The organism is Streptomyces albipurpureus (assembly GCF_023701525.1).
GTDB lineage: Bacteria > Actinomycetota > Actinomycetes > Streptomycetales > Streptomycetaceae > Streptomyces > Streptomyces albipurpureus.
Window position 1 is genome coordinate 242,298 of record NZ_JAMQAW010000010.1, and the last position, 19,994, is coordinate 262,291.

General features: G+C 68.3%; 15 protein-coding genes and 2 pseudogenes. 11 read left to right on the top strand and 6 right to left on the bottom strand.

Translation table 11 applies throughout. From position 1 onward, the window contains the following. Window positions 1–55: 55 nt before the first annotated feature. From NBG84_RS13115 to NBG84_RS41520, 3 genes are all read left to right on the top strand, one after another. On the top strand, window positions 56–622 hold the full coding sequence (locus NBG84_RS13115; RefSeq protein WP_250919563.1) for a Uma2 family endonuclease: 567 nt from the start codon (window positions 56–58) through the stop codon (window positions 620–622). 698 nt (window positions 623–1,320) lie between these two features. Beyond that, window positions 1,321–3,111 carry a hypothetical protein gene (locus NBG84_RS13120; protein WP_250919564.1) on the top strand — a complete coding sequence of 597 codons (1,791 nt, stop codon included), beginning with the start codon at window positions 1,321–1,323 and terminating at the stop codon, window positions 3,109–3,111. A 938-nt stretch (window positions 3,112–4,049) separates the two neighbouring features. Further along, window positions 4,050–4,265 carry a hypothetical protein gene (locus NBG84_RS41520; RefSeq protein WP_425608628.1) on the top strand — a complete coding sequence of 72 codons (216 nt, stop codon included), beginning with the start codon at window positions 4,050–4,052 and terminating at the stop codon, window positions 4,263–4,265. Between the two features lie 458 nt (window positions 4,266–4,723). On the opposite strand, the gene NBG84_RS13130 is transcribed toward NBG84_RS41520, so the two are convergent. The 4 genes and pseudogenes from NBG84_RS13130 to NBG84_RS41525 form a co-directional block, all read right to left on the bottom strand. Further along, window positions 4,724–5,497, bottom strand: a complete 774-nt coding sequence (locus NBG84_RS13130) for a DUF4365 domain-containing protein (protein ID WP_250919565.1) — start codon at window positions 5,495–5,497, stop codon at window positions 4,724–4,726. A gap of 101 nt (window positions 5,498–5,598) precedes the next feature. Then, window positions 5,599–5,796 (bottom strand): hypothetical protein, encoded by a 198-nt coding sequence (locus NBG84_RS13135; protein WP_250919566.1) that lies wholly within the window; start codon window positions 5,794–5,796, stop codon window positions 5,599–5,601. A 57-nt stretch (window positions 5,797–5,853) separates the two neighbouring features. Next, window positions 5,854–5,988, bottom strand: a pseudogene (locus NBG84_RS13140) (DUF255 domain-containing protein); the annotation flags it as partial. A gap of 135 nt (window positions 5,989–6,123) precedes the next feature. Beyond that, window positions 6,124–6,796: pseudogene (locus NBG84_RS41525) on the bottom strand (type I-E CRISPR-associated protein Cas6/Cse3/CasE). Between the two features lie 268 nt (window positions 6,797–7,064). Between NBG84_RS41525 and NBG84_RS13150 the strand changes: the two are divergent. The 7 genes from NBG84_RS13150 to NBG84_RS13180 all read left to right on the top strand — a co-directional run bounded on the left by NBG84_RS13150 (window position 7,065) and on the right by NBG84_RS13180 (window position 16,858). Beyond that, window positions 7,065–7,307 (top strand): type II toxin-antitoxin system VapB family antitoxin, encoded by a 243-nt coding sequence (locus NBG84_RS13150; protein ID WP_250919568.1) that lies wholly within the window; start codon window positions 7,065–7,067, stop codon window positions 7,305–7,307. Next, entirely contained in the window at window positions 7,307–7,726 is a 420-nt protein-coding gene (locus NBG84_RS13155; RefSeq protein WP_250919569.1) for a PIN domain nuclease, read from the top strand. Before NBG84_RS13150 ends, NBG84_RS13155 begins: the two co-directional genes overlap by 1 nt. A 154-nt stretch (window positions 7,727–7,880) precedes the next feature. Next, window positions 7,881–8,399 carry a hypothetical protein gene (locus NBG84_RS13160; RefSeq protein WP_250919570.1) on the top strand — a complete coding sequence of 173 codons (519 nt, stop codon included), beginning with the start codon at window positions 7,881–7,883 and terminating at the stop codon, window positions 8,397–8,399. Between the two features lie 126 nt (window positions 8,400–8,525). Beyond that, window positions 8,526–11,729, top strand: a complete 3,204-nt coding sequence (locus NBG84_RS13165; protein WP_250919571.1) for a tetratricopeptide repeat protein — start codon at window positions 8,526–8,528, stop codon at window positions 11,727–11,729. Between the two features lie 39 nt (window positions 11,730–11,768). Continuing rightward, entirely contained in the window at window positions 11,769–14,378 is a 2,610-nt protein-coding gene (locus tag NBG84_RS13170; RefSeq protein ID WP_250919572.1) for a hypothetical protein, read from the top strand. 4 nt (window positions 14,379–14,382) lie between these two features. Beyond that, window positions 14,383–15,663, top strand: coding sequence for a CHAT domain-containing protein (locus tag NBG84_RS13175; protein ID WP_250919573.1), 1,281 nt, complete (start codon window positions 14,383–14,385; stop codon window positions 15,661–15,663). Between the two features lie 220 nt (window positions 15,664–15,883). Further along, window positions 15,884–16,858: a hypothetical protein gene (locus NBG84_RS13180; protein WP_250919574.1), complete on the top strand. Its 975-nt coding sequence runs from the start codon at window positions 15,884–15,886 to the stop codon at window positions 16,856–16,858. Between the two features lie 80 nt (window positions 16,859–16,938). Here NBG84_RS13180 and NBG84_RS13185 read toward each other — a convergent pair whose 3' ends face one another. Continuing rightward, window positions 16,939–17,643 (bottom strand): TetR/AcrR family transcriptional regulator, encoded by a 705-nt coding sequence (locus tag NBG84_RS13185; RefSeq protein ID WP_250919575.1) that lies wholly within the window; start codon window positions 17,641–17,643, stop codon window positions 16,939–16,941. A gap of 238 nt (window positions 17,644–17,881) precedes the next feature. Between NBG84_RS13185 and NBG84_RS13190 the strand changes: the two genes are divergently transcribed. After that, complete coding sequence (locus NBG84_RS13190) at window positions 17,882–19,102, top strand: saccharopine dehydrogenase family protein (RefSeq protein ID WP_250919576.1); 1,221 nt, start codon at window positions 17,882–17,884, stop codon at window positions 19,100–19,102. Window positions 19,103–19,133: 31 nt separating this feature from the next. On the opposite strand, the gene NBG84_RS13195 is transcribed toward NBG84_RS13190, so the two are convergent. Further along, window positions 19,134–19,859, bottom strand: a complete 726-nt coding sequence (locus NBG84_RS13195) for a TetR/AcrR family transcriptional regulator (protein ID WP_250919577.1) — start codon at window positions 19,857–19,859, stop codon at window positions 19,134–19,136. Window positions 19,860–19,994 lie beyond the last annotated feature (135 nt).

The window sequence follows — 19,994 nt, forward strand, 5'->3', positions numbered from 1 at the left end:
GTAGGCTGAGCGCAGCAGCGCTGGAACTGCCGGGGCTCCTCGGAGGAGGTACACCATGACCGCCGAAATGGTGGCACCCGAGTGGATGCATACGCCCATCACTGCGGAGCAGTACGACTCCTGGTCCGAGGAGCAGTGTGCCGGCATCGAGATCGTGGATGGAATGGTCGTTGTGAGTCCAAGCGCGTCCAAGCGGCACAACCGGCTCGCCCGAATCCTGGCGAATGCCCTGGACGCAGCGGCGGGCTCGGACTGGAACGCCGACACGGACTTCGACGTCCGCCTCCAGGACGTTCCACTCACCAACCGCCGTCCGGACGTCGTCGTCTATCAGGCGGAGACCATCGATCTCACGCCCACCCGCCCCGAGCACGTACTCCTGGTCGTCGAGGTCGTGTCGCCCGGCTCGGAGACCACCGACCGGATCGTGAAGGTGGACCAGTACGCCAAGGCAGGTATCCCCTTCTACTGGCGGATCGAACAAGCCGCCACCGGCGTCCCGATCGTCTACACCTATGTTCTGGACCCCGCCACCAAGGCGTACAGGGACGGCGAGATGTTCACCGGTGCGATCAAGGCTGTCGCGCCCTTCTCCGTCACGGTCGACCTGGAAGCCGTCTGACGGCGCCGGAAAATCATTTCCTCATGGCCGAGCACAAGGGAAAGCGGAAATTCCGGGAGCACCTGGAGGCTCTTTTCGCCGCGTCCGGCTCCCCTAAGCCAGCCGCCATCTGCTCTGCTAGCAGGGATCGCCTAGGGCGAACTTCCCTGTCCGTGCAGCGCATCAGCGATTGGCGAAGCGGAAAGCACATACCGACAAGCAAGCTCTTTCGAGAGTTTCTCCGTGCGGTCGATATCTTGGCTCGGCAGCGAAGCATCGCCCTCCCTGCCGCACTCGCCGACCCTGCAGTTTGGGATCGCCTACTGCGCGCGGCGCGAGCCAAGACTCCCACTCCGGCACAGGAAGAATCGCGTCACATCACGGTAGGCGCAGTCCGGATCCCGATCCGCCCGGTGGCTGAGTCTGAGCCCCTGGAACTGGGCGTACACCGAACGAGTCGCCTTGAGGGTGCTCCTCCACTACCGACCTACGTACCACGGGACGCGGACAGCACAGTCTCGGCTCAACTGGTAGAAGCCAGGGAGACCGGTGGCCTCGTCCTGCTAGTCGGCGAGTCCACAGCCGGAAAATCACGGTGCGCCTTCGAGGCTGTACGACGCGAACTGTCCGATCACTGGATCATTGCCCCGCCTGCAGCAAGCGACCTGAGCCCCGTGCTATCGCATATATCCCGACCGAGGCCCGGTCACCGAAAGTGGGTGCTCTGGCTGGACGACCTCGACCGCTACCTCCTCCCTGGCGGCCTCGATCAAGGCATGTTGTCCGCGCTCCTGGAGCAACGGGTTGTGGTCATGGCCACCATGCGTTCTGAGGTGTACGGCAATTACAGTGAGCGCGCGTTGCGAGGCATGGAAGCTGGCGTGGCGTCTGCGCGCCGCCTAGGCTCCCGGGTCCTGAACCTCATCGAGCCCCTCGTACTGGACCGACAGTGGTCCAAGACGGAAATGAGTAGGCTCCGCGCACACCTGGCAAACCCAAACTCCGATAGCCGTCTGGCTGACGCAGCCCGCCACCACGGCGTTCACGGCATCGCGGAATACCTCGCAGCAGGACCGAAGCTGCTCAAAGAATTCCAAACGACCCGACGCCAGCCGAAAGGCCACCCTCGTGGCGCGGCCTTGGTTCAGGCAGCGATTGACCTTGCGCGAGCAGGCATCTCCACTCCTCTGCCCGCTGAGACCCTGCTGGCATTGTCCGCATGTTATCTCGCTGCCGGGGACGCCTCCCGTCTCCAAGCCGAGAGCCCCGAGCAGGCTCTGGTGTGGGCAACCGAGATCCAGTTCGGTGTAGCGGGAATGCTGGTCGCTACCGATACCGCCGAAGCCTGGCGGCCATTCGACTACCTCGTGGACGCCATTGCCAGCGCCTTCGAAGCGGCGGCCATCCCTGACGAGGTTTGGGAGGCAGCGGTCACGCACGCGAATGGCGGTAGCGAGCTGCTACCTGTCGGACGGTCTGCCTTCCGCTTCGGTCGCCTGGTGCTCGCCGAGCGCTGCTTCTCTCCACTGGCGGCCCGAGGTGGCCACGCCGCTATGCACGACCTTGGATTCGTACAGCGCGAAAGACGGCCAGAACACACCTGGTCCTCGTGGTATCGGACGGTATCTGAGACAGGAACTCCATTGCAGGCCCGAGCCCTTGGTGCCCTGCACGAAATTGAAGGGCGATGGGACGAAGCAGCGGCCAGCTACGAGAGGGCCGCAGCTCAGGGAGATGCTCTTACCATGCGACTCCGGGGTGTGATCGCCCAGCGGCGCGGGCAAGACGACGAAGCCCATGAGTGGTACGTGCGCGCTGCAAAAGGCGGAGATGCGCTAGCAATCGCATCCTTCAGTAAACCGGGAATCTACCGGCCCGAAATGGGCCACGGGCTAGGTTCGGAAACCTGGGACCCAAGCGTCGAAGGGGATGAGGAAGACGAAGAGCCGTGGCGGATGACAGCCCGCACATCACGCATCCTCAGCTGCAACCTGGAGATCCTCGCCGATATGGCTCACGACGAGTTGGATGAACTGGGTGACCAGCCAATCTCCCCGAACATCTTTGGGATCTTCTTCGCTCGCTTGCCGGCCTCCACATGGGGCCAGCCACGACATTGGCGGCGTAGGGTGCTAAGAGCCCTGGATGATCTCAACGAGGACATCGCACTCGGCCACTCTCCTGAACCACGCTGCGCGGCGGAGGAACTGGCGCTCCACTTTGCTCTAGAGAGCGCTTCGGCAATGACATGTGATGAACCGGATCTGGTGGCTGAGTTAGCCCAAGGACTCCCCGATCAGCAGGGCGACTACGACTGGCCCGTTTGTTCAGATCTACTCTTTCAGGACCATGATGTGCTTTTCCTCTACAACCCGATGATGCAAGGCTTGGAGCACCCCGACGACCCGCTCAACCGACACATGGGTATTGGAGACTTGCGGCCCGAAGGGTGGTTCGAGGAGTTCGAGAACGTGCTGCCTCGCGATCCGTCCCGAGGATTCGCACATTGACGTGATCCCTCTAGATCACGTTGCCACATGCTGATCTTGAGTGGTGGATCACGATCGGGCGTTGCATCGCCATGAACTACATGAACTGTCCGATGGCGAGTGGGTGTTCGCCCAGCAACTGCTGCCCGGGACCTGCGGTGTCGAAAGCGGTTTGACGACCGGAACGCCCCGAATGGGATCGCCTGGACGTTCCCACCAGTACGGCACGGCGGGACGCGCCCAAGCGGTACAGGCCATGGACCACTCCGCCGGAAGGCCAAGGATGGCCCCTTCGAGCAGCCGCTTCAGAGGGGGAGGACGCGGTCGGCTACATCAACTGGCTGGTGTCCGGTGAACTCCACCGTCGTAGACGCTCACCAGCATGCCGCCGGGAATCGAAAGAGGGTCTCCACGGCCTGGCACTCGGCCGCTCCCCGGGGGACTGCCGAGTAGCCGGGGAAAATCTCACGACCTGGCCCCTTCACTCCACCCTCGTTACAGGGGCTTCATCACTACTACGAGCCGGTCCACCAGCAGGTCACGCGTCGGTACTCGACCCCTCGCGGTGTCCGCCGCCTGGGCCCCCGGTTTCGATGCCACCTTTGTCTTTTTCGACCGGTCAGCAGCGATTCACTTGCGTTCGCCTTTCCAGTTCCCACCTGACACCTCTTGCGGTGTCAGGTCCTCATCGCTCACCACGACGGTTTTCAGCCAACGCAGCATGAGGCGGTTTGAAGCCTCCCCCCGCAGGGCGACTCCAAGGGTCAAACCTTCATCTCTCGCACAGCACCATTTCCAGAACCTGTCCTACTACCAACTCCCTTTCATGTTCGGGACACAAGACCACCAAGATCCACCTGCCTTGCGATGCGCTGGGCCGTCAGCCCTCTTCGTCGTGACGGGCGGGAGGACCAACGACTGCACGCGGTTCACCGCGGTGATGGAGGCGAGAGGGGCCCATGGGTGAGGTCGGGAGCGACAAGGGCCGCGCCTCCGGAGCCATCCGGACCTGGCTGCGCCGCCGAGGCATCGCGCACACCGTTCCCGAGCGGGCTGACCAGATCCGCAACCGGCTCCGGCGCGGTAGCAAGGACGGCCGACCACCCCGCTTCGACAAGGGAGTCGAGTCCTACCAGGCAGCCGTCACTCTCCTTTCGGTCCTGATGTGGACGTGAGGTGTGAAGACAACTCCCGGTAGGCATCCGGACCGGAAGTCCGGACACTATCGGCCCGACCAGGGACTTCGAGCACCCTGGCGCACAAGGCGCCTTGGAGTTCAGGTACCGCGCAGCCTTGTATGAGCGTCAGCGCACCGGGCGGTGCGCTGACGCTCCGAAGGGATTCTCATCGTGACCGTGGCACTCCTGTCTACCGTGATCTGTGCTGGTGCACTCACCCTCCAGCGCGCCATCTATCCGCTGACCCTTCTCGTCGGCTTCTTGTCAGCGCTGCGCGGCCTAAGTGCCCCCGAGCGGGTCTTGACCTTTCGTGCCTTTGCCCGAGCAGTTGCGGACGTGAGTAACCACCCCACGCGCGGTTCGGCACGATCGGCCCTGCGCTCCCCTTCGGCTCACCTGCATTGAGACATTGAAGTGACCGGCGCGACGTCAGAGGTAGGCAGCTCCAAGGAACCTCAGGGCCAGGCATGATCGCTCTGCTCGACCGGTCGGCGACACCACTCCGTGGATCTGAAGCACCCCATGAGCCAGTGCGCTTCCGCGCTGTTGAGGATGACACTGCCGATCATCGGGATGGGATCAAAGCGGAGCAGTCTCTCCTGAACCCGCACGGGCTCCCAGTCGAGATCATGATGAAGCAGGACTGCGAATGGCTTCCCACGCTGCTGCCAGAAGATCACGGGTTCGCCATACTCGTTCTCGAAGGGCTTAACGATGTCGTTCGGAGTGAACTCGACGTCCGCCATGTCAGCCCAACGGCCGACCCCTTGACGTTCCCACACCAGCAAGTTCCGCATGCTCTGCACGAAAGTCCCGATGGTGCCGTCGTCCAGCACGGACTCCCGTGAGACAACAACAGATTTCAGCATCTTGCGCAGCGCGTCGGCTCGGCGGAGCTGACGGGTCGCATTGGCCCAGAAAAGGCATCCCCGCTCAGGATCATGGACTACACAGAGCACTGGCAGACTACCGTCGCGCCAGTTGCCCCCGTGATCCCCGACTCGGACGCGGTGGCCCTTTCTGGTACGCGTCGAGATCCCACCTTTAACCTGTACGGCCATGGAGTCTGCGGTTCGCTCGCCGTTCTGTACGAAGGTGACGTGCAAGTCCTCACCGTGGTCGTTACCGCCGTCGACCTCCTGCACGATGTGCCCGTGGCGCTCCAGCAGTCCACGCACCTCATTCACGGCTATGCGCCCAACGCGCCGACTCTCAGACACCTTCGGCATCCCGCCCCCTCTTGATCTACGGGGACAAGGCTAGAAGAGCAACAACGCACAAACAGCTCCTACGTAAAGGACGGTGCGTCCGGGACGAGGTCGCCTGTCAATCACCGCCCATCTGACAGGCACGAAGAGGCTTGTGCGGCTGAAAGCGACCAGCTAATGGCAATGGGCGGGCAGGTCATCTCCTGCTCGCCCATTGCGAGGCCAGGTCGCCCCTCCATGGACCAATCAGGCGAGGCTGCAAGCTGCTCCTGCGTCCAGGCGTCGATCTTGGCGTTAAGATCATCACTGTCGGTGCTCATGGCGCCGCTTTATGGCGTCATACCTGGTCGGCACTTATGGGTTCAACGAGTGCACTGGCACCAGTGGCAGCTGGAATACCCCACGCTGAGCAGCACGGGCACGTCCCGCCGCCGGGCCTCCTCGGGCGACCAGTCGACCGGGTTGTCGGCGTGCTGCAGGTACGGCGAGGTCATGCCACCCAAACGGTTCACGCGATCCAGCCCCTCACAGCGCCGGACGCGACCTGCGAGAACGGCACGAGTCGAACGACCTCCCGCTCGGTCGGACGGCCCGGCATCCCGGAACTGCAGGCCGGGGTGCACAGCAGCACCGGACCTGCCGTGCCCTCAGGCTTGCGGCTGAACACGGGCACCCCGCTCTTCCGACCGCAAGGGCGCAATCGACAGCAGCCCACACCGTATGCCCGCCCTCTTCCCATGCCAACGGGTCTTTGCGGCTCGCAGCGCATCAGGATCCACGATCTCCGCGGTGCCCTCGAAGCGGACCCGGTGATGGCGCGCCGTCTGGGGCACCGCCTCCCTTGCCGCGGCGTCCGACAGCGGCGCCCAGCGGATGGGAGAGGTGGGTGTCGGCGAGGCGCGCCCGGTGGTGCCACCAGTCGTCGGCGTGGCGGCCTTGGAGGGCAACGACGAGAGGCAGGTTCTTGTACGGCTCCCGCGTGGTGCGGCCGGGGCGGCACCACGGTTGGCAACGCAGCGGTAGGACAGGCTGCGGCCGTGGGCGAGGGCCTCCAGGAGCGGCTCAATGGCGTGGTACACCGAATTTGACCGCGTACCCGTCCGGAAGCCGCTCAGGAGCGGCCTCTCTGTTGTCCTGGACCACGAACCTGGCCTGCTCGACCCGGTGCAGTACGCCGAAGTGCCCGCGTGCCTCATGGAGTTCAGGGAGGTCGGGGAAGAGGGACAGCACACGCCGGTGCATGGCGACGGCGTTGCGCAGTTCCTCGCGTACGTCGGTCCGGGAAGTGTCGAGAGCGAGGTGGGCAAGCCAGGTGGTCATACGGCGGCCCCGGCCTGTTGGGCGAGGGCACAGTGGCGGCGAGCAGATGTACAGCGAGGGCCTTGAGGTAGTTGGTTCCCAGTTTGTCGGTGTCCAGGCGCTCGCGCGGCCACGAGGAACCGGGGTGGATCCTCGCGAGCCAGTGCCGAAGCGAGCCGACCGCGTTCTGCGGCCACTCCGGCGAACCCAGCAGAAGAGCACCAAACGATATCGTCACTCAAGGCAAGACGATATCGTTTGGCGTATCTGATCGTCCAAGGAGGCCAGCATGGCAAGGACAGTGATCGACCTCGACGAGGCCATGGTCGCCGAGGCCATGCGCATCTTCGACACCAAGACAAAAGCCCAGGCCGTCCGGCTCGCTATGGAAGACGCCGTCAAAAGGCACCTGCGGCAGGAGGGCTTCGAGGCCATGGACATCGGCGACTTCGACTTCAGCGAGATCATCGAGAGCACCGGTCCTCGCAATGCCGACGGGACCCTCAAGCGCGACGGCGGTCGGGCCGCCTGATGCAGGACCGCTTCCTTGTCGACAAATCAGCTCTAGCGCGCTGGACGAAGCCCGGCGTGAAAGAGGTGCTGAAGCCTCTCCACGAGCGCTACCTGCTGGCAGTCTGCCAACCCACCGAGTACGGGATGATCCACTCAGCCCGGGATACCGCCGAGGCAACGCGAATCAGCACCTGGCTCCATGCCTTCGACTACCTGCCCGGTGACGACGACATCTTCGCCCGCGCACTGGAGGTGCAGCGCCACGCTCTCGACACGGGCTTCCACCGGGCGCTGTCACTCCCCGACCTTCTCATCGCCGCCACAGCGGAACTGAACCGGTTGACCGTCCTCCACTACGACGAAAAGTTCGACATGATCGCCTCCCTCACCGGCCAACCCACCGAGTGGGTCGTGCCACCAGGCACCGCCGACCGCTGAACGGTACTCAGAGCGCTCTTGAGCCACCGACCCCTGCGGGGAGCCTGCCGACCCCGGCGGCGATCGTGTCCGTGACGAAGGCCCAGACTCCAGTCCGGCGGCTGCCTCAGCAGCCCGGCCAATACTGGGCCCGACGTGGGAACGCGTACGCTCCGTGCTGGAGACCGAGCAGAACGCTGCGGGCGGAACCACCCCCACCACCCCCGCGTCCCTCCACGGCATGGACCCTGTCGACCGAAGCAACCGCACAGACCAGAGTGCGAGCCCCCGAACCCAACCGCCCTGGGCGGTCGGCTGTCTCACCTTCCTGGGCAGCGGGCTGGCGGGATACGGCGTCTACCGGCTCTCCCGGGCGGGGCGGCAGGACTGCGGTGTGGTGCAGGAGCACCAGCTCAGCGTTCTGGACTGGTGGATGTGGGAGGCGCCGTTGACGATCACCGCGGCGGCCTTCGCCGGGCTGGTCGGCTGGGCCCTGGTGGCCGGGGTGGTGCGGCGGGCCGGGCGGGGGGTGCGGTCGGTGGTGCCGACGGTGGCTGTCGTGGGGGTGCTCGGTGTGCTTGCCCTGGTGCATTTCGCCTGGTTGGGGACGCCCTATGCGATGGGCACCATCAGCGAGGGCGGCTGTGGTGACGGCAATGTGCCGGCTTGGTGGCCCAGCTGGTTGCCCGTCTGAGGGCTGACCCGCGCCGGACCACGAGGCGGCGCGGAGCAATGCGCCCGCCACAGGCTCTCTCGCGCTGAAGCCCTGCACACAGGACACTTGGACCCGAAACGGGAACCGATCTTGAGGGGGAACCCTATGCGGGACAGCCATCGGGCCGAAGCCGAGCGGCTGTTGGTGCGCGCCGTGGAGGAAGAGGCGCGGCGTACGGGCGGACGAGCGGACAGTGGGACGCTGTTGGCGCGCGGACGGGCGGCACTCGATGTGATGGCGTCGAACGCGGCCGATGAGTACGCGGCGTACGAACACGCGCTGGCCGAGGCGGAGTCGACCAGTAGACCCCTGGTCGCGCAGTTCAGCAGACAGAACATATCCACTCCCGTCCTGGTGACCGCCGTCGCGGCCGCCGCGGCGGTGGGTGCCGATGTGGCGCTTGGCACCAGTACCGGTACGGCGCTGGGGGCGGGTGCCATCGTCGCCGTCGCCGGGGCGGCGACCACGGTCGCCAAGGTGACCGCGGCGCACTGGCCCGCCGCTCATCGCCGGGCGGGGGCGCTGGGACAGCCCGGGGGTGCCGAGCAGTTGCGGCTCCAGTGGCTGACCGCCTTGGAGGTGCGGGGCATCCGGCCCTTCCTGGACCAGCAGCGAATGCTGGCTGCCACGCTGCCCGTCCCGCGGAAGGCTGCCTCTCCGCAGTTGCGGGGCGGGGATCGCAGCGCGGCGGCGCGGCGGCGATCGGTGCTCGCCCAGTCCTTCGGTCATCTTCCCGAGGCCAGTGGGACGTTCACCGGGCGGCGGGATGCGATGGCGCAGATCACCCAATGGGTGCAGGCGGGTCGGGCGTCAACCGAGACCAAACCGACGGTCGTGGTGGTGTACGGGGAGCGGGGCTCGGGCCGCACCGCGCTCGCGGTGCGTGCGGCGCACCATCTCAAGGACCAGTTCCGGGGTGCGTGTGTGGTGGGTCTACGGGGAGACAGCGAGCATCCCCTCGCCACCCGGGACGCGCTGCTGCATCTGTTGAACCGGCTGGGCGCACCACGCGAGCAGCTGCTGTTCCGCGAGCGGTCCTCGACACAGCAGCAGGTACGACGGTTGGGCGAGCTGTACCACCAGCAGCTGACGGGGCTCGCGGTGACGGTGATCCTGGATGACGCGGGCGATCCGGAGCAGGTGCGCACCCTGATCCCGGAGCGTTCGGACAGCCTGGTGTTGGTGACGGCCCGTACGCGGTTGGAGTTGCCGGCTGACACTCCGGCGTGGGTGCACCAACTGCCGGTGGAGGCGCTGGACTCGGCCGGTGCGGAGGAGTTGCTGCGCGGGGGCGAGCCGGAGCCGTCGTGGGGTGTGTATGACGCCCAGTCGGTGCAGCGGGTGCGGGATCTGTGTGGTGGGCTGCCGTTGGCGTTGCGGATCGCGGGTTCCTCGCTGGGGTCGCGTACCGCGGAGCAGTTGGCGAGCGCGCTGGAGGAGTACGGGCCGGTCGGGCCGGTGGAGCGGGCGTTGTGGTTGCGGTACACCGATCAGCCCGACCAGGCGCGCGGACTGCTGCGGCGCCTCGCACTCGCCGGGCGGGCCTCGCTGGGCGCGGCAGCGGCGGCGGCCCTGCTGTCCGCCGAGGAGCAGGAGGCGCAACGACTCCTCGCGGAGTTGACCGCGGCCGGACTGATCGACCAGGTGCGGGGCGATCGCTATCGGCTGCACGATTCGGTGCGCGCCTTCGCCCGGGCCCGGCTGCTGGAGGAGGAGGCGGCCGATGAGCGTACGGCCGCGCAGGGACGGCTGATACAGAACTACGCGGATCTGGCGGGGGCCGTGATCCGTATGGTCGACGGCAAGCTCTCGACCCGGGCCGGGCAGTTCGGGGCGCACGGCTTCTCCTCGTTGGAGTCGGCGCTGCGCTGGCTCGACGATGAGTCCAGCTTCATCACCTCGGCGCTACGGCACGCGGAGGGCGTGGACCAGCAGACCGTGCTCAATCTCCTGGGCGCGCTGGCCGACTACTGCCTGCTCCGCGGTGACCTCTACCGTCTCGGTGAGATCAGCGAGCTGGCGCAGTCGGTGAACCAGGGGCTGTTGGAGCGTTCCGTGCAGTGGCGCACGGGTATCGCGGCCCGTCAGCTCGGTGAGTTGGACAAGGCCCGTTCGACCCTGTCATCGGTGGTGGGGCTCTACCGCGAGGCACAGAACGACTCGGGTACGGCGCTGGCGCTCTGCTCGCTCGGCATCACCCTGCACCATCAGGGCAATCTCACCGAGGCCGCGGCCCGGCTCACCGAGGCGATCGGGCTCCAGAGCGCACCGGAGCAGGACGAGGACCGGGCTTGGTCGCTGCACGCACTGGCCGCGGTCCGCCGCGACCAGGCCCATCTCGCCGAGGCGCTCTCGCTGTTGGCGACCGCGCTGGAGCTGCACCGTCAGGGCGAGTCGGTGCACGGCGAGGCGTGGACGCAGTTCCAACTGGGTCAGGTGTGTCTGCGCATGGGCGATGTGCCGCGGGCCGATGCGGCGCTGCGGACCGCGCTGGACCTCTACGGGCAGACGGGCGATGTCCGCGGTGGCGCGTGGGCACTGACCCAGTTGGCGCGCGGCCGGTTGGTGGACGGCGATCCGGCACCGGCCGTGGATCAACTGCGGCAGGCGCTGTCCCGGCACCGTGAGAACGAGGACGCGCGGGGCGAGGCGTGGACGCTGTACTACCTGGGCCAGGCGTTGGAGGAGCGGGGCGACGGCGATCAGGCGGTACGGGAGCTGGAGCGGTCGCGGACGATGTTCTCGCGGATGCGCGATGTCTATGGGCTGGCATGTGCGCGCCATCATTCGGGCCGGCTCACCCGTGACCAGCGCGCGGCCCAGACGGGCAACCTCCGCAACTCCGGTTTCGCCCGCCAGCTGCTGGTCGATGCCCGGGCGGACTTCCGTCGCATCGGGGTGGCCCACGGCGAGGGGTGGAGCGCTCTGGAGCTGGCCCTGATCGACGCCGGCAACAGCAAGGCCCAGCAGGCGTTGGGGTTGTGTGACGAGGCGGTGGAGCTGTTCGCCTCGTACGGGGATGAGCGCGGCGGGGACTGGGCGCGCTTTCTGCGGTGCACCTTGCTGCCGTTCGCCTCCCCGGGTGGTACGGAGGTCGGCGCGGTGGTGGCGCAGCAGGAGCTCGCCCAGCTGCGGGAGGCGGGGCACCCGGCCCGGGACGGGAAGTTGGAGGACTGCGCGCAGACGCTGGCGGTGATGCTGGAGCGCGGGGTGAGGTTGGAGGACGGTTGGCAGGCGTGGAGCCTGGGGATGGTGCCCAACCGCCACGCCCGGGAGGTGATGGGCGTTCCCGTGGTGGTCGCGAACTGAAGGCGCAATACTGGGTGGTTGGGGGCGGGGGGACACACGATGGCCGACGGCGGGGGTGAGGGGCAGCTGGTCGGGCGGGCCGAGCTGGTAGCGCGGGTGATGGAAGCGCTCAGGGGTTCGCCGCCGTTGCACAACACCCGAAAGCGCGACGGTGTGATGGCCCTCGGTCAGATCCATGCCATCCGTCTGATGGAGCTGTACGGCCAGAGCGGCGCGGGCACCTCGGCCCTGGCCCGGCATCTCGCCGCACTGGTCGGCGGTGACCGCGCTCAACCGGTGCACTGGCTCCCCGTGGTGGGAGACGACACGGAAGCGCTGCTGCTGCGGTTGTCAGCCCGGCTGGAAGTCTCACCGGTCGCTGTTCAGGGTGTGTCACCGATGGACTTCACCACGGGACTGGAGTCGCTCTGCCGTCAGGCTCTCGCCCGACAGCCGGCCGTTGTGGTGGTGGATGGAGTGCCGCCGGGGAGAGCGGGTGCAGCCCTGTTGAAGACGCTGGCGGCGGCGGTGCGGTCCACGCGCGCGCTGGTGGTGGCGACCTCGGTGGCGAACCACTCCCCGGCCCTGGAGCAGTTGTCCGCCTGGCAGGTGCCCAAGCTCTCCGCCGAACACAGCGCCGACTTCCTGGCGCTCTCCGACGCGGACGCCGATCCCTGGCACCGAGCCTGCCGGGGGCTGCCGGTGCTGCTGCGGTTGGCTGCCGGCCTGCTGCGGGACGGGCCGTGGGAGGGTCCGGTCCCGGCCTCGCCCGAAGAGCTGTTCACCCGGGTCAGGGAGGCGTTGGACCCCGATGCCACGGCCTTGCTGGCCGCGTTCGCCGCGTTGGACATGGCGGAGCTGCCCGAGACCATGGCACGGGCGCTGCCCCTAGCGAACGTGGACGGTGCGCTAGGGGAGCTTGTGGCACGCGGGGTGCTGCACCGTCCGCGTCCCGGGTACCTGCGGCTTCCCGCCCTGCTCCGGGAGTTCACCAGCACAGCCCGGGGTGAGGGCCGAGCCGGGCGGTCCCGGGCCGAACTGGAGGCCGCCCTCGCGGCGACGGCGAACCCCTCCCCCCTGGAGCCGTATGTCTTCCTGGCCGCGCGGACACTGCGGTCACCGGACCAACAGGCCCGTGAGTGTGTCTCGGTGGTCGCTGATGCCCTGGCCCAGCGCAATGATCTGGCCCGGCTGCTGCTGCTTTCCCGGCTGGTGGGCAAGGAACGGGATCTGAGTCTTCCGCTGGGCGTGGTCGCCCGCCAGATCGGCGACGTCAGGCGAGCGACGCAGCTGATCGTCCTTGCCGAGGACAGCGGGGCCGCTCGCGTGGAGCTGGCCGAGTTGGGGCGGCAGAAGGCGCAGCTGAACAAGGTGGGCTGGTTGCTCCTCCCGGAAGCGGTGGACGGCCGGGAGTTGCGTCTGCTGGCCGCGATCTCCCTTGACCAGGGCAAGGTCGATGGGGCGGCGAAGCTGTTGCGACGGGCGATCGAGGCCCATCAGATGGCCGGGGACGACAGCGGCGAGGCATGGGCGGCCTATGAGTACGGGCGGTTTCGGCTGGTGGTGGGTGATCCCGATGGGGCCGAGGGGTATCTGCGCTCGGCGCGTCGGACCTTTGGGCGCCGGGGTGAGATGCGCGGTATGGCGTGGGCGGACACCGGATTGGCGTGGGCCCTGGTGCTGCGGGGAGACCCTTCCCGTGCGGTACCGGCGCTCTGGCGGGCGGTGGTAGGCCATCAGAGGGCCTACGATCCGCGCGGCGAGAGCTGGGCGCTGCTCCAGTACGCCCTGGCGCTCGCCGACGAGGGGTCCACCGCGGCGGCGATCAGTTGGCTACGCGTGGCACGCGGGTGCTTCGAGACCGCTCAGGACGCGCTGGGCACGGCCTGGGTCAAGCACTACCAGGCACTGCTCCAGCCGCAGGGGTTCCCGTGGGTGGGCGAGCTCAAGCAGGCAGCGGCGGAGTTCCGGGCCGCGGGCTGTCTCGGTGGCCTCGCCTGGACCCAGTTGGAGATCGGGCAGCGCACTTCTGAGCCCTCGCTGATCGCCGAGGCGCGGGAGCTGTTTCGGAGCGTCGGAAACGAGGCCGGGGAGCATTGGGCCGATTTCGCGACCGCGGTCAACTCCCCGTCGGAGCAGGCGCGGACCGAGGCTCTGCATGAGTTGCAGCGCTTCTACCCGGCTGCCCAACTGCCCATGGGCCGGGTCGCCCAGCTACCGCTAGCCGCTCGCTACACCGTCCCCGAGCCGGGGAACAGCATCGGATCGCCGCTGCTAGCCCCGCGCCCCGAGCAGGAGTGCCGGGTGCGACTCGCCGTGCTGGACGGGGTGTACGAGGGTGGCACCGCGCGGATCTCGGTCAGCGTCGAACCGGGCAGAACGCATCCCTGGACGGACGCGGACCCGCACGCTGTTCCCCTGCTCAGTGTGTCCGCGACCGTCCTCGGTGATGCCGAGATCATGCCCGCGGAGTCGGTGACGGTCTGGCCGACCGCGGGTGTCTCGGGCGGGGTGGGCAGCTCGGAGTTTCGCCTCACCCCCCGTCGCAGCGGCACCTTGCGGTTGCGGTTCACGGTCGAGGACCGGGGTAGCGGTGTGGTCCTCCAGCGAGTCGAGACGGAAGTGGAAGTACTCACCCCGGCTCTGGTGCCCTCACACCAGGAGGGCTGAGCGGATGGTTCGCGAACTGCCCGTCCGGATCATCGAGGACCCCAGCCGCGGCTTCACCCTGCTGCCGCGCCGCCAGGTGGTCGCACCGGATCTGGTCATCACCTGCGATCTCCTCGGGGATGACCGTATCCAGCTGCGCATGTACGGGGCCGCCGTACCGCTCATCGGCTCCGAACACCGGGTGGTCGTCCAGCGCAAGCCAGCGGAGATCCGGGCGGTGGCGGCGCGGCTTCGGCATCTGTGGAAGCGGGAGCTGATCGACCTTCAGCCGCTGGATGAGCGGGGGCGTCCGATTCGCGGCCGGGCCGAGTTCCCGTACGCCTGTCAGCTCGATTTCACCAAAGAGCCGCAGGGGGAGCTGTTCGCCGCGCTGGATGAGTTGGCGAACCAGGGTTCCTACCTGCTGTTCGAGCTGCTGCTCGGTGGGGGCGACAGTAAAGCGCTGGGCACGTTCCGGGAGATCCTGCTGTCGATACTGCGCGGGGAACGCCCGTTGCGCATCCGGATCGACTCGGATCTGTTCCTTCCGTGGGGGATGCTGGCGCTGCCGCGTGGTCTGCCGCAGGGCGAGGGGGTGGCGGGGCTGTTCTCACGGTTCCTCGGCTACCGCCATCAGATCGAGCACACCAGCGGCCACTACCCCGGTGCGCGGGGTGCGTTCTCACCCGCGCCGCCGCCGGTTCCGGTGGTGTCGCTGAACCACGACAGGACCATCGATCCGGGCGGGCGCACCCGGGCCGGGGATGTCGCCGCGGCGCTGGCGAAGAACACCTCGTTCACCGAGCGCACCACCCGGGCCGAGCTGCTGCGGGCCCTGGACGAGGGCTCGCTGAACGAGCAGTTGATGTACTTCTGGTGCCATGGCAGCTTCCGTACCGACGAGGGGCAGACGCCCTGCCTGGTGGTGCGGCTCACCGACGGGGGCGAGATCGACGCCTACACCGTGCAGGGCCGTCCGCTGACCGATGAGCATGAGCCGTTCCAGCCGCTGGTGCTGCTCAACGCCTGCTACGCGGGGCTGCCGAGCGGGGCGGATCTGGCCTACCTGGGGCGGGCGCTGATCGAGCGGGGTGCGCGGGGGGTCATCGGGCCGCAGATCGAGATGCCGCAACTCTTCGCCGCCGAGTACGCGCTGGCCTTTGTCACCCGCTATCTGGAAGGTCGGGAGACGGCGGGCGAGATCGCCCACTCGCTGGCCCGGCACTTCGCGGATGAGTACCGCAACCCGCTGGGTTTCGCCTACGGGCTGCACGGTGGCATGGACGAGCGGCTGGAGCGCGGCTGATGGGGAGGTACGCGCCCCATCCCAGGGGGTGGCTTCCCCTGCCCGGGCCCAAAGCCCCGCGCACCGATCCACCACCCGAGCCGGGCGCCGTGCCCCGGTGGGGCGCCCGACATCGGCTCGGTCTTGGTTCGCGATGCGCCCCATCGCAGGACACCAGTAGCCCGCCAGGAGCACAACAGTTGTGCCGGCCCTCTCCTCCCCCGTCCCCAAGGCAGGTCCCATGACTACGCTTCGTACGGTCGATCTCGATGAGAGCGGCTGGCTTCTCGACGGTGGGGAGCCCGTTCCCGCGGACCGGCTCGATGAGCACTTCGGGTCGGTGCTGACCCCGCCGCCCTGGGCCACCGACATCATCGTCTACGTCCACGGCTGGCAGACGAGCCCCGAGTCCGCCGCCAACGCCGTCACCCGGCTGATGGCGCTGGTCGAGGAGCAGTACGAGAGCCGGAGCGCTCTCTATCCGGCGCTCGCCGCTCGCTTCGCCCCCTGGGTCGTTCTGCTGCGCTGGCCATCACGTAGCGGGGCGCACTTGGCGGGCTACCGCCGCATCCGGGACCGTGCGCACGCGCTGTCCGCCGGCGGCGGGCACGCCGGGCGCGTCATCGGGCAGCTCCTGGGCCATCTCGACACCCAGCGGGGCAACCCCGGCGCGGCCCCCGTACTCGCCAGCCGGTCCGGGCAGTATCTGCATCTGGTGGGGCACTCCTTCGGCTGCCGGGTGCTCTGCGAGGCCGTCCAGTGGGCGGCGGCCGAGCGGCCGGGGGCGACCCTGGGGTGGAGCAGACCGGGGCCGGGGCTGCCGTTCACCGTGGACTCGCTGCTGCTGCTCCAGATGGCCGCGCCCCGGGACGTCTTCGCCACCGTCTTCACCGCGCTGGCCGACGCTCCCCTGCGCGGACCGGTGGTCGCCACCTACGCCGAACGTGACTGGGCGACCGGGCTCTGGCACCGCCTCGCCGAGAGCCGGCGCGGCATCGGCAGCCAGGGCATCGGTACGGCGCCGGAGCCGGTTTCGGCGATCCGGATGCTCTCGCCCACCGAGGCGTACGCGCTTGACGCGCTCGACCACTGGTTCGTGAGCGTCGACGCCGGGACGGTCTTCACCGCCGGGAGGGGGCCGGCGGGCTCGCACTCGGACCACATCCGGCCGGAGACGGCCCATCTGCTGCTCTCCCTGGCGGACCACAGCCGCTGAGTGCGACACCTGGCTCAAGGAGTCCCCGTCAGTGACGGCGGCCGGGCCGAAGGTCCCGCGGTCATCGCCCCGCCCCGCGTTCAACGCCCTCGGGTCAGTCGGCTCGCCGTACTGTCCAGGAGCATGTCGAGCGTGGCCGGGTAGGCGCTGCCGTCCATACAGGCGACCAGGGGCCCGGCGGTCGCCGCGATATGGGGGTGGGTGCCCGGGGTCAGTCGGCCGTACCTGGTACGCCACATCTGACGGTCGGCGTCCCGCACCGCGCGGGGCAGGGCCAGGGCCGCACCGTCCAGGGCCGCGAACGCCAGGCTCAGATCGACCAGGCTGCGGTAGACGCGTACCGCGTCGGCGTTCTCCAGTCCCGCCGTGCGCAGCACCCCCAGGATCGCCTCGATCGCCGTCGCCTCATGGGTGCGTCCGGTGATGCGGCTGGCGGCGAGTACGGCGGCCTGGGGATGGGCGAGGTAGGCGGAGTGCAGCCGCAGCCCGATACCGCGTAGGTCGGCGCGCCACTCGCCGCTGGCCCGCCACCCCCGGATCGCCCGGCCGATCAGTTCGTCGGCGATGGCCAGGGTCAGCTCGTCCATCCCGCGGAAGTAGCGGTAGAGCGTGCTGGGATCGGCGCCGAGGGCCGCCCCGAGCCGGCGTACGGTCAGGCCCGCGCCGCCGTGGTACCGCAGCAGTCGCAGGGCGGTCTCCACGATGAGTTGTTCGGAGAGCACAGCGCCCTGCCGGGTGGGGCGCCGCCGACGGCGCTCTGATTCCGGTACGACTCGCTTGGCCATGGTCCGCTCCGCTCCTTGGGAGTTCTGCCTGGGGTTTTCCGTGGGGGGACGGTCTGCTGGGGGCCGTTCCGCGTCACCGGGATCGCCGGCAAGGTGGCTGGGATCGCCGTCGATGGGGGTTGTGTGCGTTCGGCTTATGCCAACACCGTTGCCGGTGGATGTCCGGTAGGCGTTGTATCTGCCTCCAGGGCCGCGATGCCGGGCCCGATGGCGACCGAGTGACGGATGGGATGACGCGATGAGAGTTCTGCTTGTCGGGGCCGGAGGTGTGGGCGGCGCGATCACCAAGATCGCCGCCCGGCGCCCGTTCCTTGACCACATGGTGGTGGCGGACTACGACCTGACCCGCGCCGAGCGGGCCGTCGCCGCTCTCGGGGCGGCGGCGGATCGATTCACCGCGGTCCGGGTGGACGCCACCGACCAGGCGGGGGTCACCGCGCTGCTCACCGAGCACCGTTGTGATGTCCTGCTCAACGCCACCGACCCGCGTTTTGTGATGCCCCTGTTCGAGGCGGCGCTCGCCGCGGGCACCCACTACCTCGACATGGCGATGTCGCTGTCCCGGCCGCATCCCGAGCGTCCGCACCAGGAGTGTGGCGTCAAGCTCGGCGACGAGCAGTTCGCCAGGGGTGAGAAGTGGACTCAGAGCGGGCGGCTCGCCCTGGTCGGCCTGGGCGTTGAGCCGGGTCTCTCCGATGTGTTCGCCCGCTACGCCGCCGACGACCTCTTCGACGAGATCGAGGAGATCGGCGTCCGGGACGGTGCCAACATCACCGTCGACGGCTATGACTTCGCCCCCTCGTTCTCCATCTGGACCACGATCGAGGAGTGCCTCAATCCGCCGGTGGTCTATGAGTCGGACCGGGGCTGGTTCACCACCGAGCCGTTCAGCGAGCCGGAGGTCTTTGACTTCCCCGCGGGCATCGGGCCGGTGGAGTGCGTCAACGTGGAGCACGAGGAGGTGCTGCTGATCCCGCGCTGGGTCAAGGCGGGGCGGGTGACCTTCAAGTACGGCCTGGGCAATGAGTTCATCGAGGTCCTCAAGACCCTGCACAAGCTCGGTCTGGACACGACCGCCCCGGTCACCGTCAACGGCGACGGCGGACCGGTTCGGGTCTCGCCGCGCGATGTGGTGGCGGCCTGTCTGCCCGATCCCGCGGGTCTCGGTGACCGGATGCGCGGTAAGACCTGCGCGGGCACCTGGGTCAAGGGCACCAAGGACGGCCAGCCGCGTGAGGTGTATCTGTACCACGTGGTCGACAACGAGTGGTCGATGCGGGAGTACGGCTCGCAGGCCGTGGTGTGGCAGACCGCCATCAACCCGGTTGTCGCACTGGAGCTGGTGGCCACCGGAGCCTGGAGCGGCAGCGGTGTGCTCGGCCCCGAGGCGTTCGCCCCGAGGCCCTTCCTCGATCTGCTGACCGACTACGGCTCCCCTTGGGGCCTGCGCGAGCAGTGAGCGCCACCCGGTGGTGCGGCGGGCGGGACCCTCATTCTCCGGGGTCCCGCCGGGCCCGCCCGTCGCCTCGGGGCGCGCGGTGCTCCATGGAGTCGAGCAGCAGACCCAACGCGGTCTCGAAGACATCCGCCGAGTCCACCTCGAAGAGGGGATCGCGGACCCGGTGGATGTGCGGGTACTCCTGAGGGTCGGCCGCCCGGTAGGCGCGCTTCCACCCATCGGCCTCATCCGCCTGGGTCTTGGCGTCCAGACTGTGAAAGGCGGCCTCACCGCCGGACCACAGCAGGGCGAAGTCCGCGACGACCCGGTAGAGCAACGCCGCTTCGGCCGGGTCGAACCCGGCGTCGCCGAGGGCTCCGATCACCGCGTCGGCCGCGCGCATCTCGGCGGGACGCCGGGTGGTGCGCGGCCCGGAGAGCGCGGCGGCGGCCGGGTGCGCCAGATAGGCGCCGCGCACCCGGCGGCATACGTCGGCGAGGGTGTCCGCCCAGTACGGCTGGGCTGAGAAGCCTTCGAATGCCTCCTCAAGGAGACGGTCGGCGACCGCGAGGAGGATGTCGTCGCGGCCGGAGAAATGGCGGTAGACCGCGGTCTGGTCGGCGCCGAGCGCCTTGCCGAGGCGGGGCATCGAGAAGGCGTCGGCGCCATGCTCGTCCAGCAGGCGCAGGCTCGTCTCCACGATGCGTTCCGGGGTGAGCGCGCCTCGGGGCAGCCGAGTGCGACTGGCGCGGGTGGTGCGGCCGGGTGTGGTGGTCACCGGTTCATCATCTCGCTTCCCGAAATCTCCGTCACGGCTGGCGCACAGTACCCTACAGCACATTTGACAAAGCCTTAGTCCAAGCCATTGACATGACTGGTTCGCGGGTGTTTCCTCTGACCCATCAGCCGGTAC

What these genes read in the sequence shown, in the direction of transcription:
- NBG84_RS13115 (WP_250919563.1), top strand. Translation starts at nt 56, where the DNA reads ATGACCGCCGAAATGGTGGCACCCGAGTGGATGCATACGCCCATCACT.
- NBG84_RS41520 (WP_425608628.1), top strand. Translation starts at nt 4,050, where the DNA reads ATGGGTGAGGTCGGGAGCGACAAGGGCCGCGCCTCCGGAGCCATCCGG.
- NBG84_RS13130 (WP_250919565.1), bottom strand. Translation starts at nt 5,497, where the DNA reads ATGCCGAAGGTGTCTGAGAGTCGGCGCGTTGGGCGCATAGCCGTGAAT.
- NBG84_RS13135 (WP_250919566.1), bottom strand. Translation starts at nt 5,796, where the DNA reads ATGAGCACCGACAGTGATGATCTTAACGCCAAGATCGACGCCTGGACG.
- NBG84_RS13150 (WP_250919568.1), top strand. Translation starts at nt 7,065, where the DNA reads ATGGCAAGGACAGTGATCGACCTCGACGAGGCCATGGTCGCCGAGGCC.
- NBG84_RS13155 (WP_250919569.1), top strand. Translation starts at nt 7,307, where the DNA reads ATGCAGGACCGCTTCCTTGTCGACAAATCAGCTCTAGCGCGCTGGACG.
- NBG84_RS13165 (WP_250919571.1), top strand. Translation starts at nt 8,526, where the DNA reads ATGCGGGACAGCCATCGGGCCGAAGCCGAGCGGCTGTTGGTGCGCGCC.
- NBG84_RS13170 (WP_250919572.1), top strand. Translation starts at nt 11,769, where the DNA reads ATGGCCGACGGCGGGGGTGAGGGGCAGCTGGTCGGGCGGGCCGAGCTG.
- NBG84_RS13175 (WP_250919573.1), top strand. Translation starts at nt 14,383, where the DNA reads ATGGTTCGCGAACTGCCCGTCCGGATCATCGAGGACCCCAGCCGCGGC.
- NBG84_RS13180 (WP_250919574.1), top strand. Translation starts at nt 15,884, where the DNA reads ATGACTACGCTTCGTACGGTCGATCTCGATGAGAGCGGCTGGCTTCTC.
- NBG84_RS13185 (WP_250919575.1), bottom strand. Translation starts at nt 17,643, where the DNA reads ATGGCCAAGCGAGTCGTACCGGAATCAGAGCGCCGTCGGCGGCGCCCC.
- NBG84_RS13190 (WP_250919576.1), top strand. Translation starts at nt 17,882, where the DNA reads ATGAGAGTTCTGCTTGTCGGGGCCGGAGGTGTGGGCGGCGCGATCACC.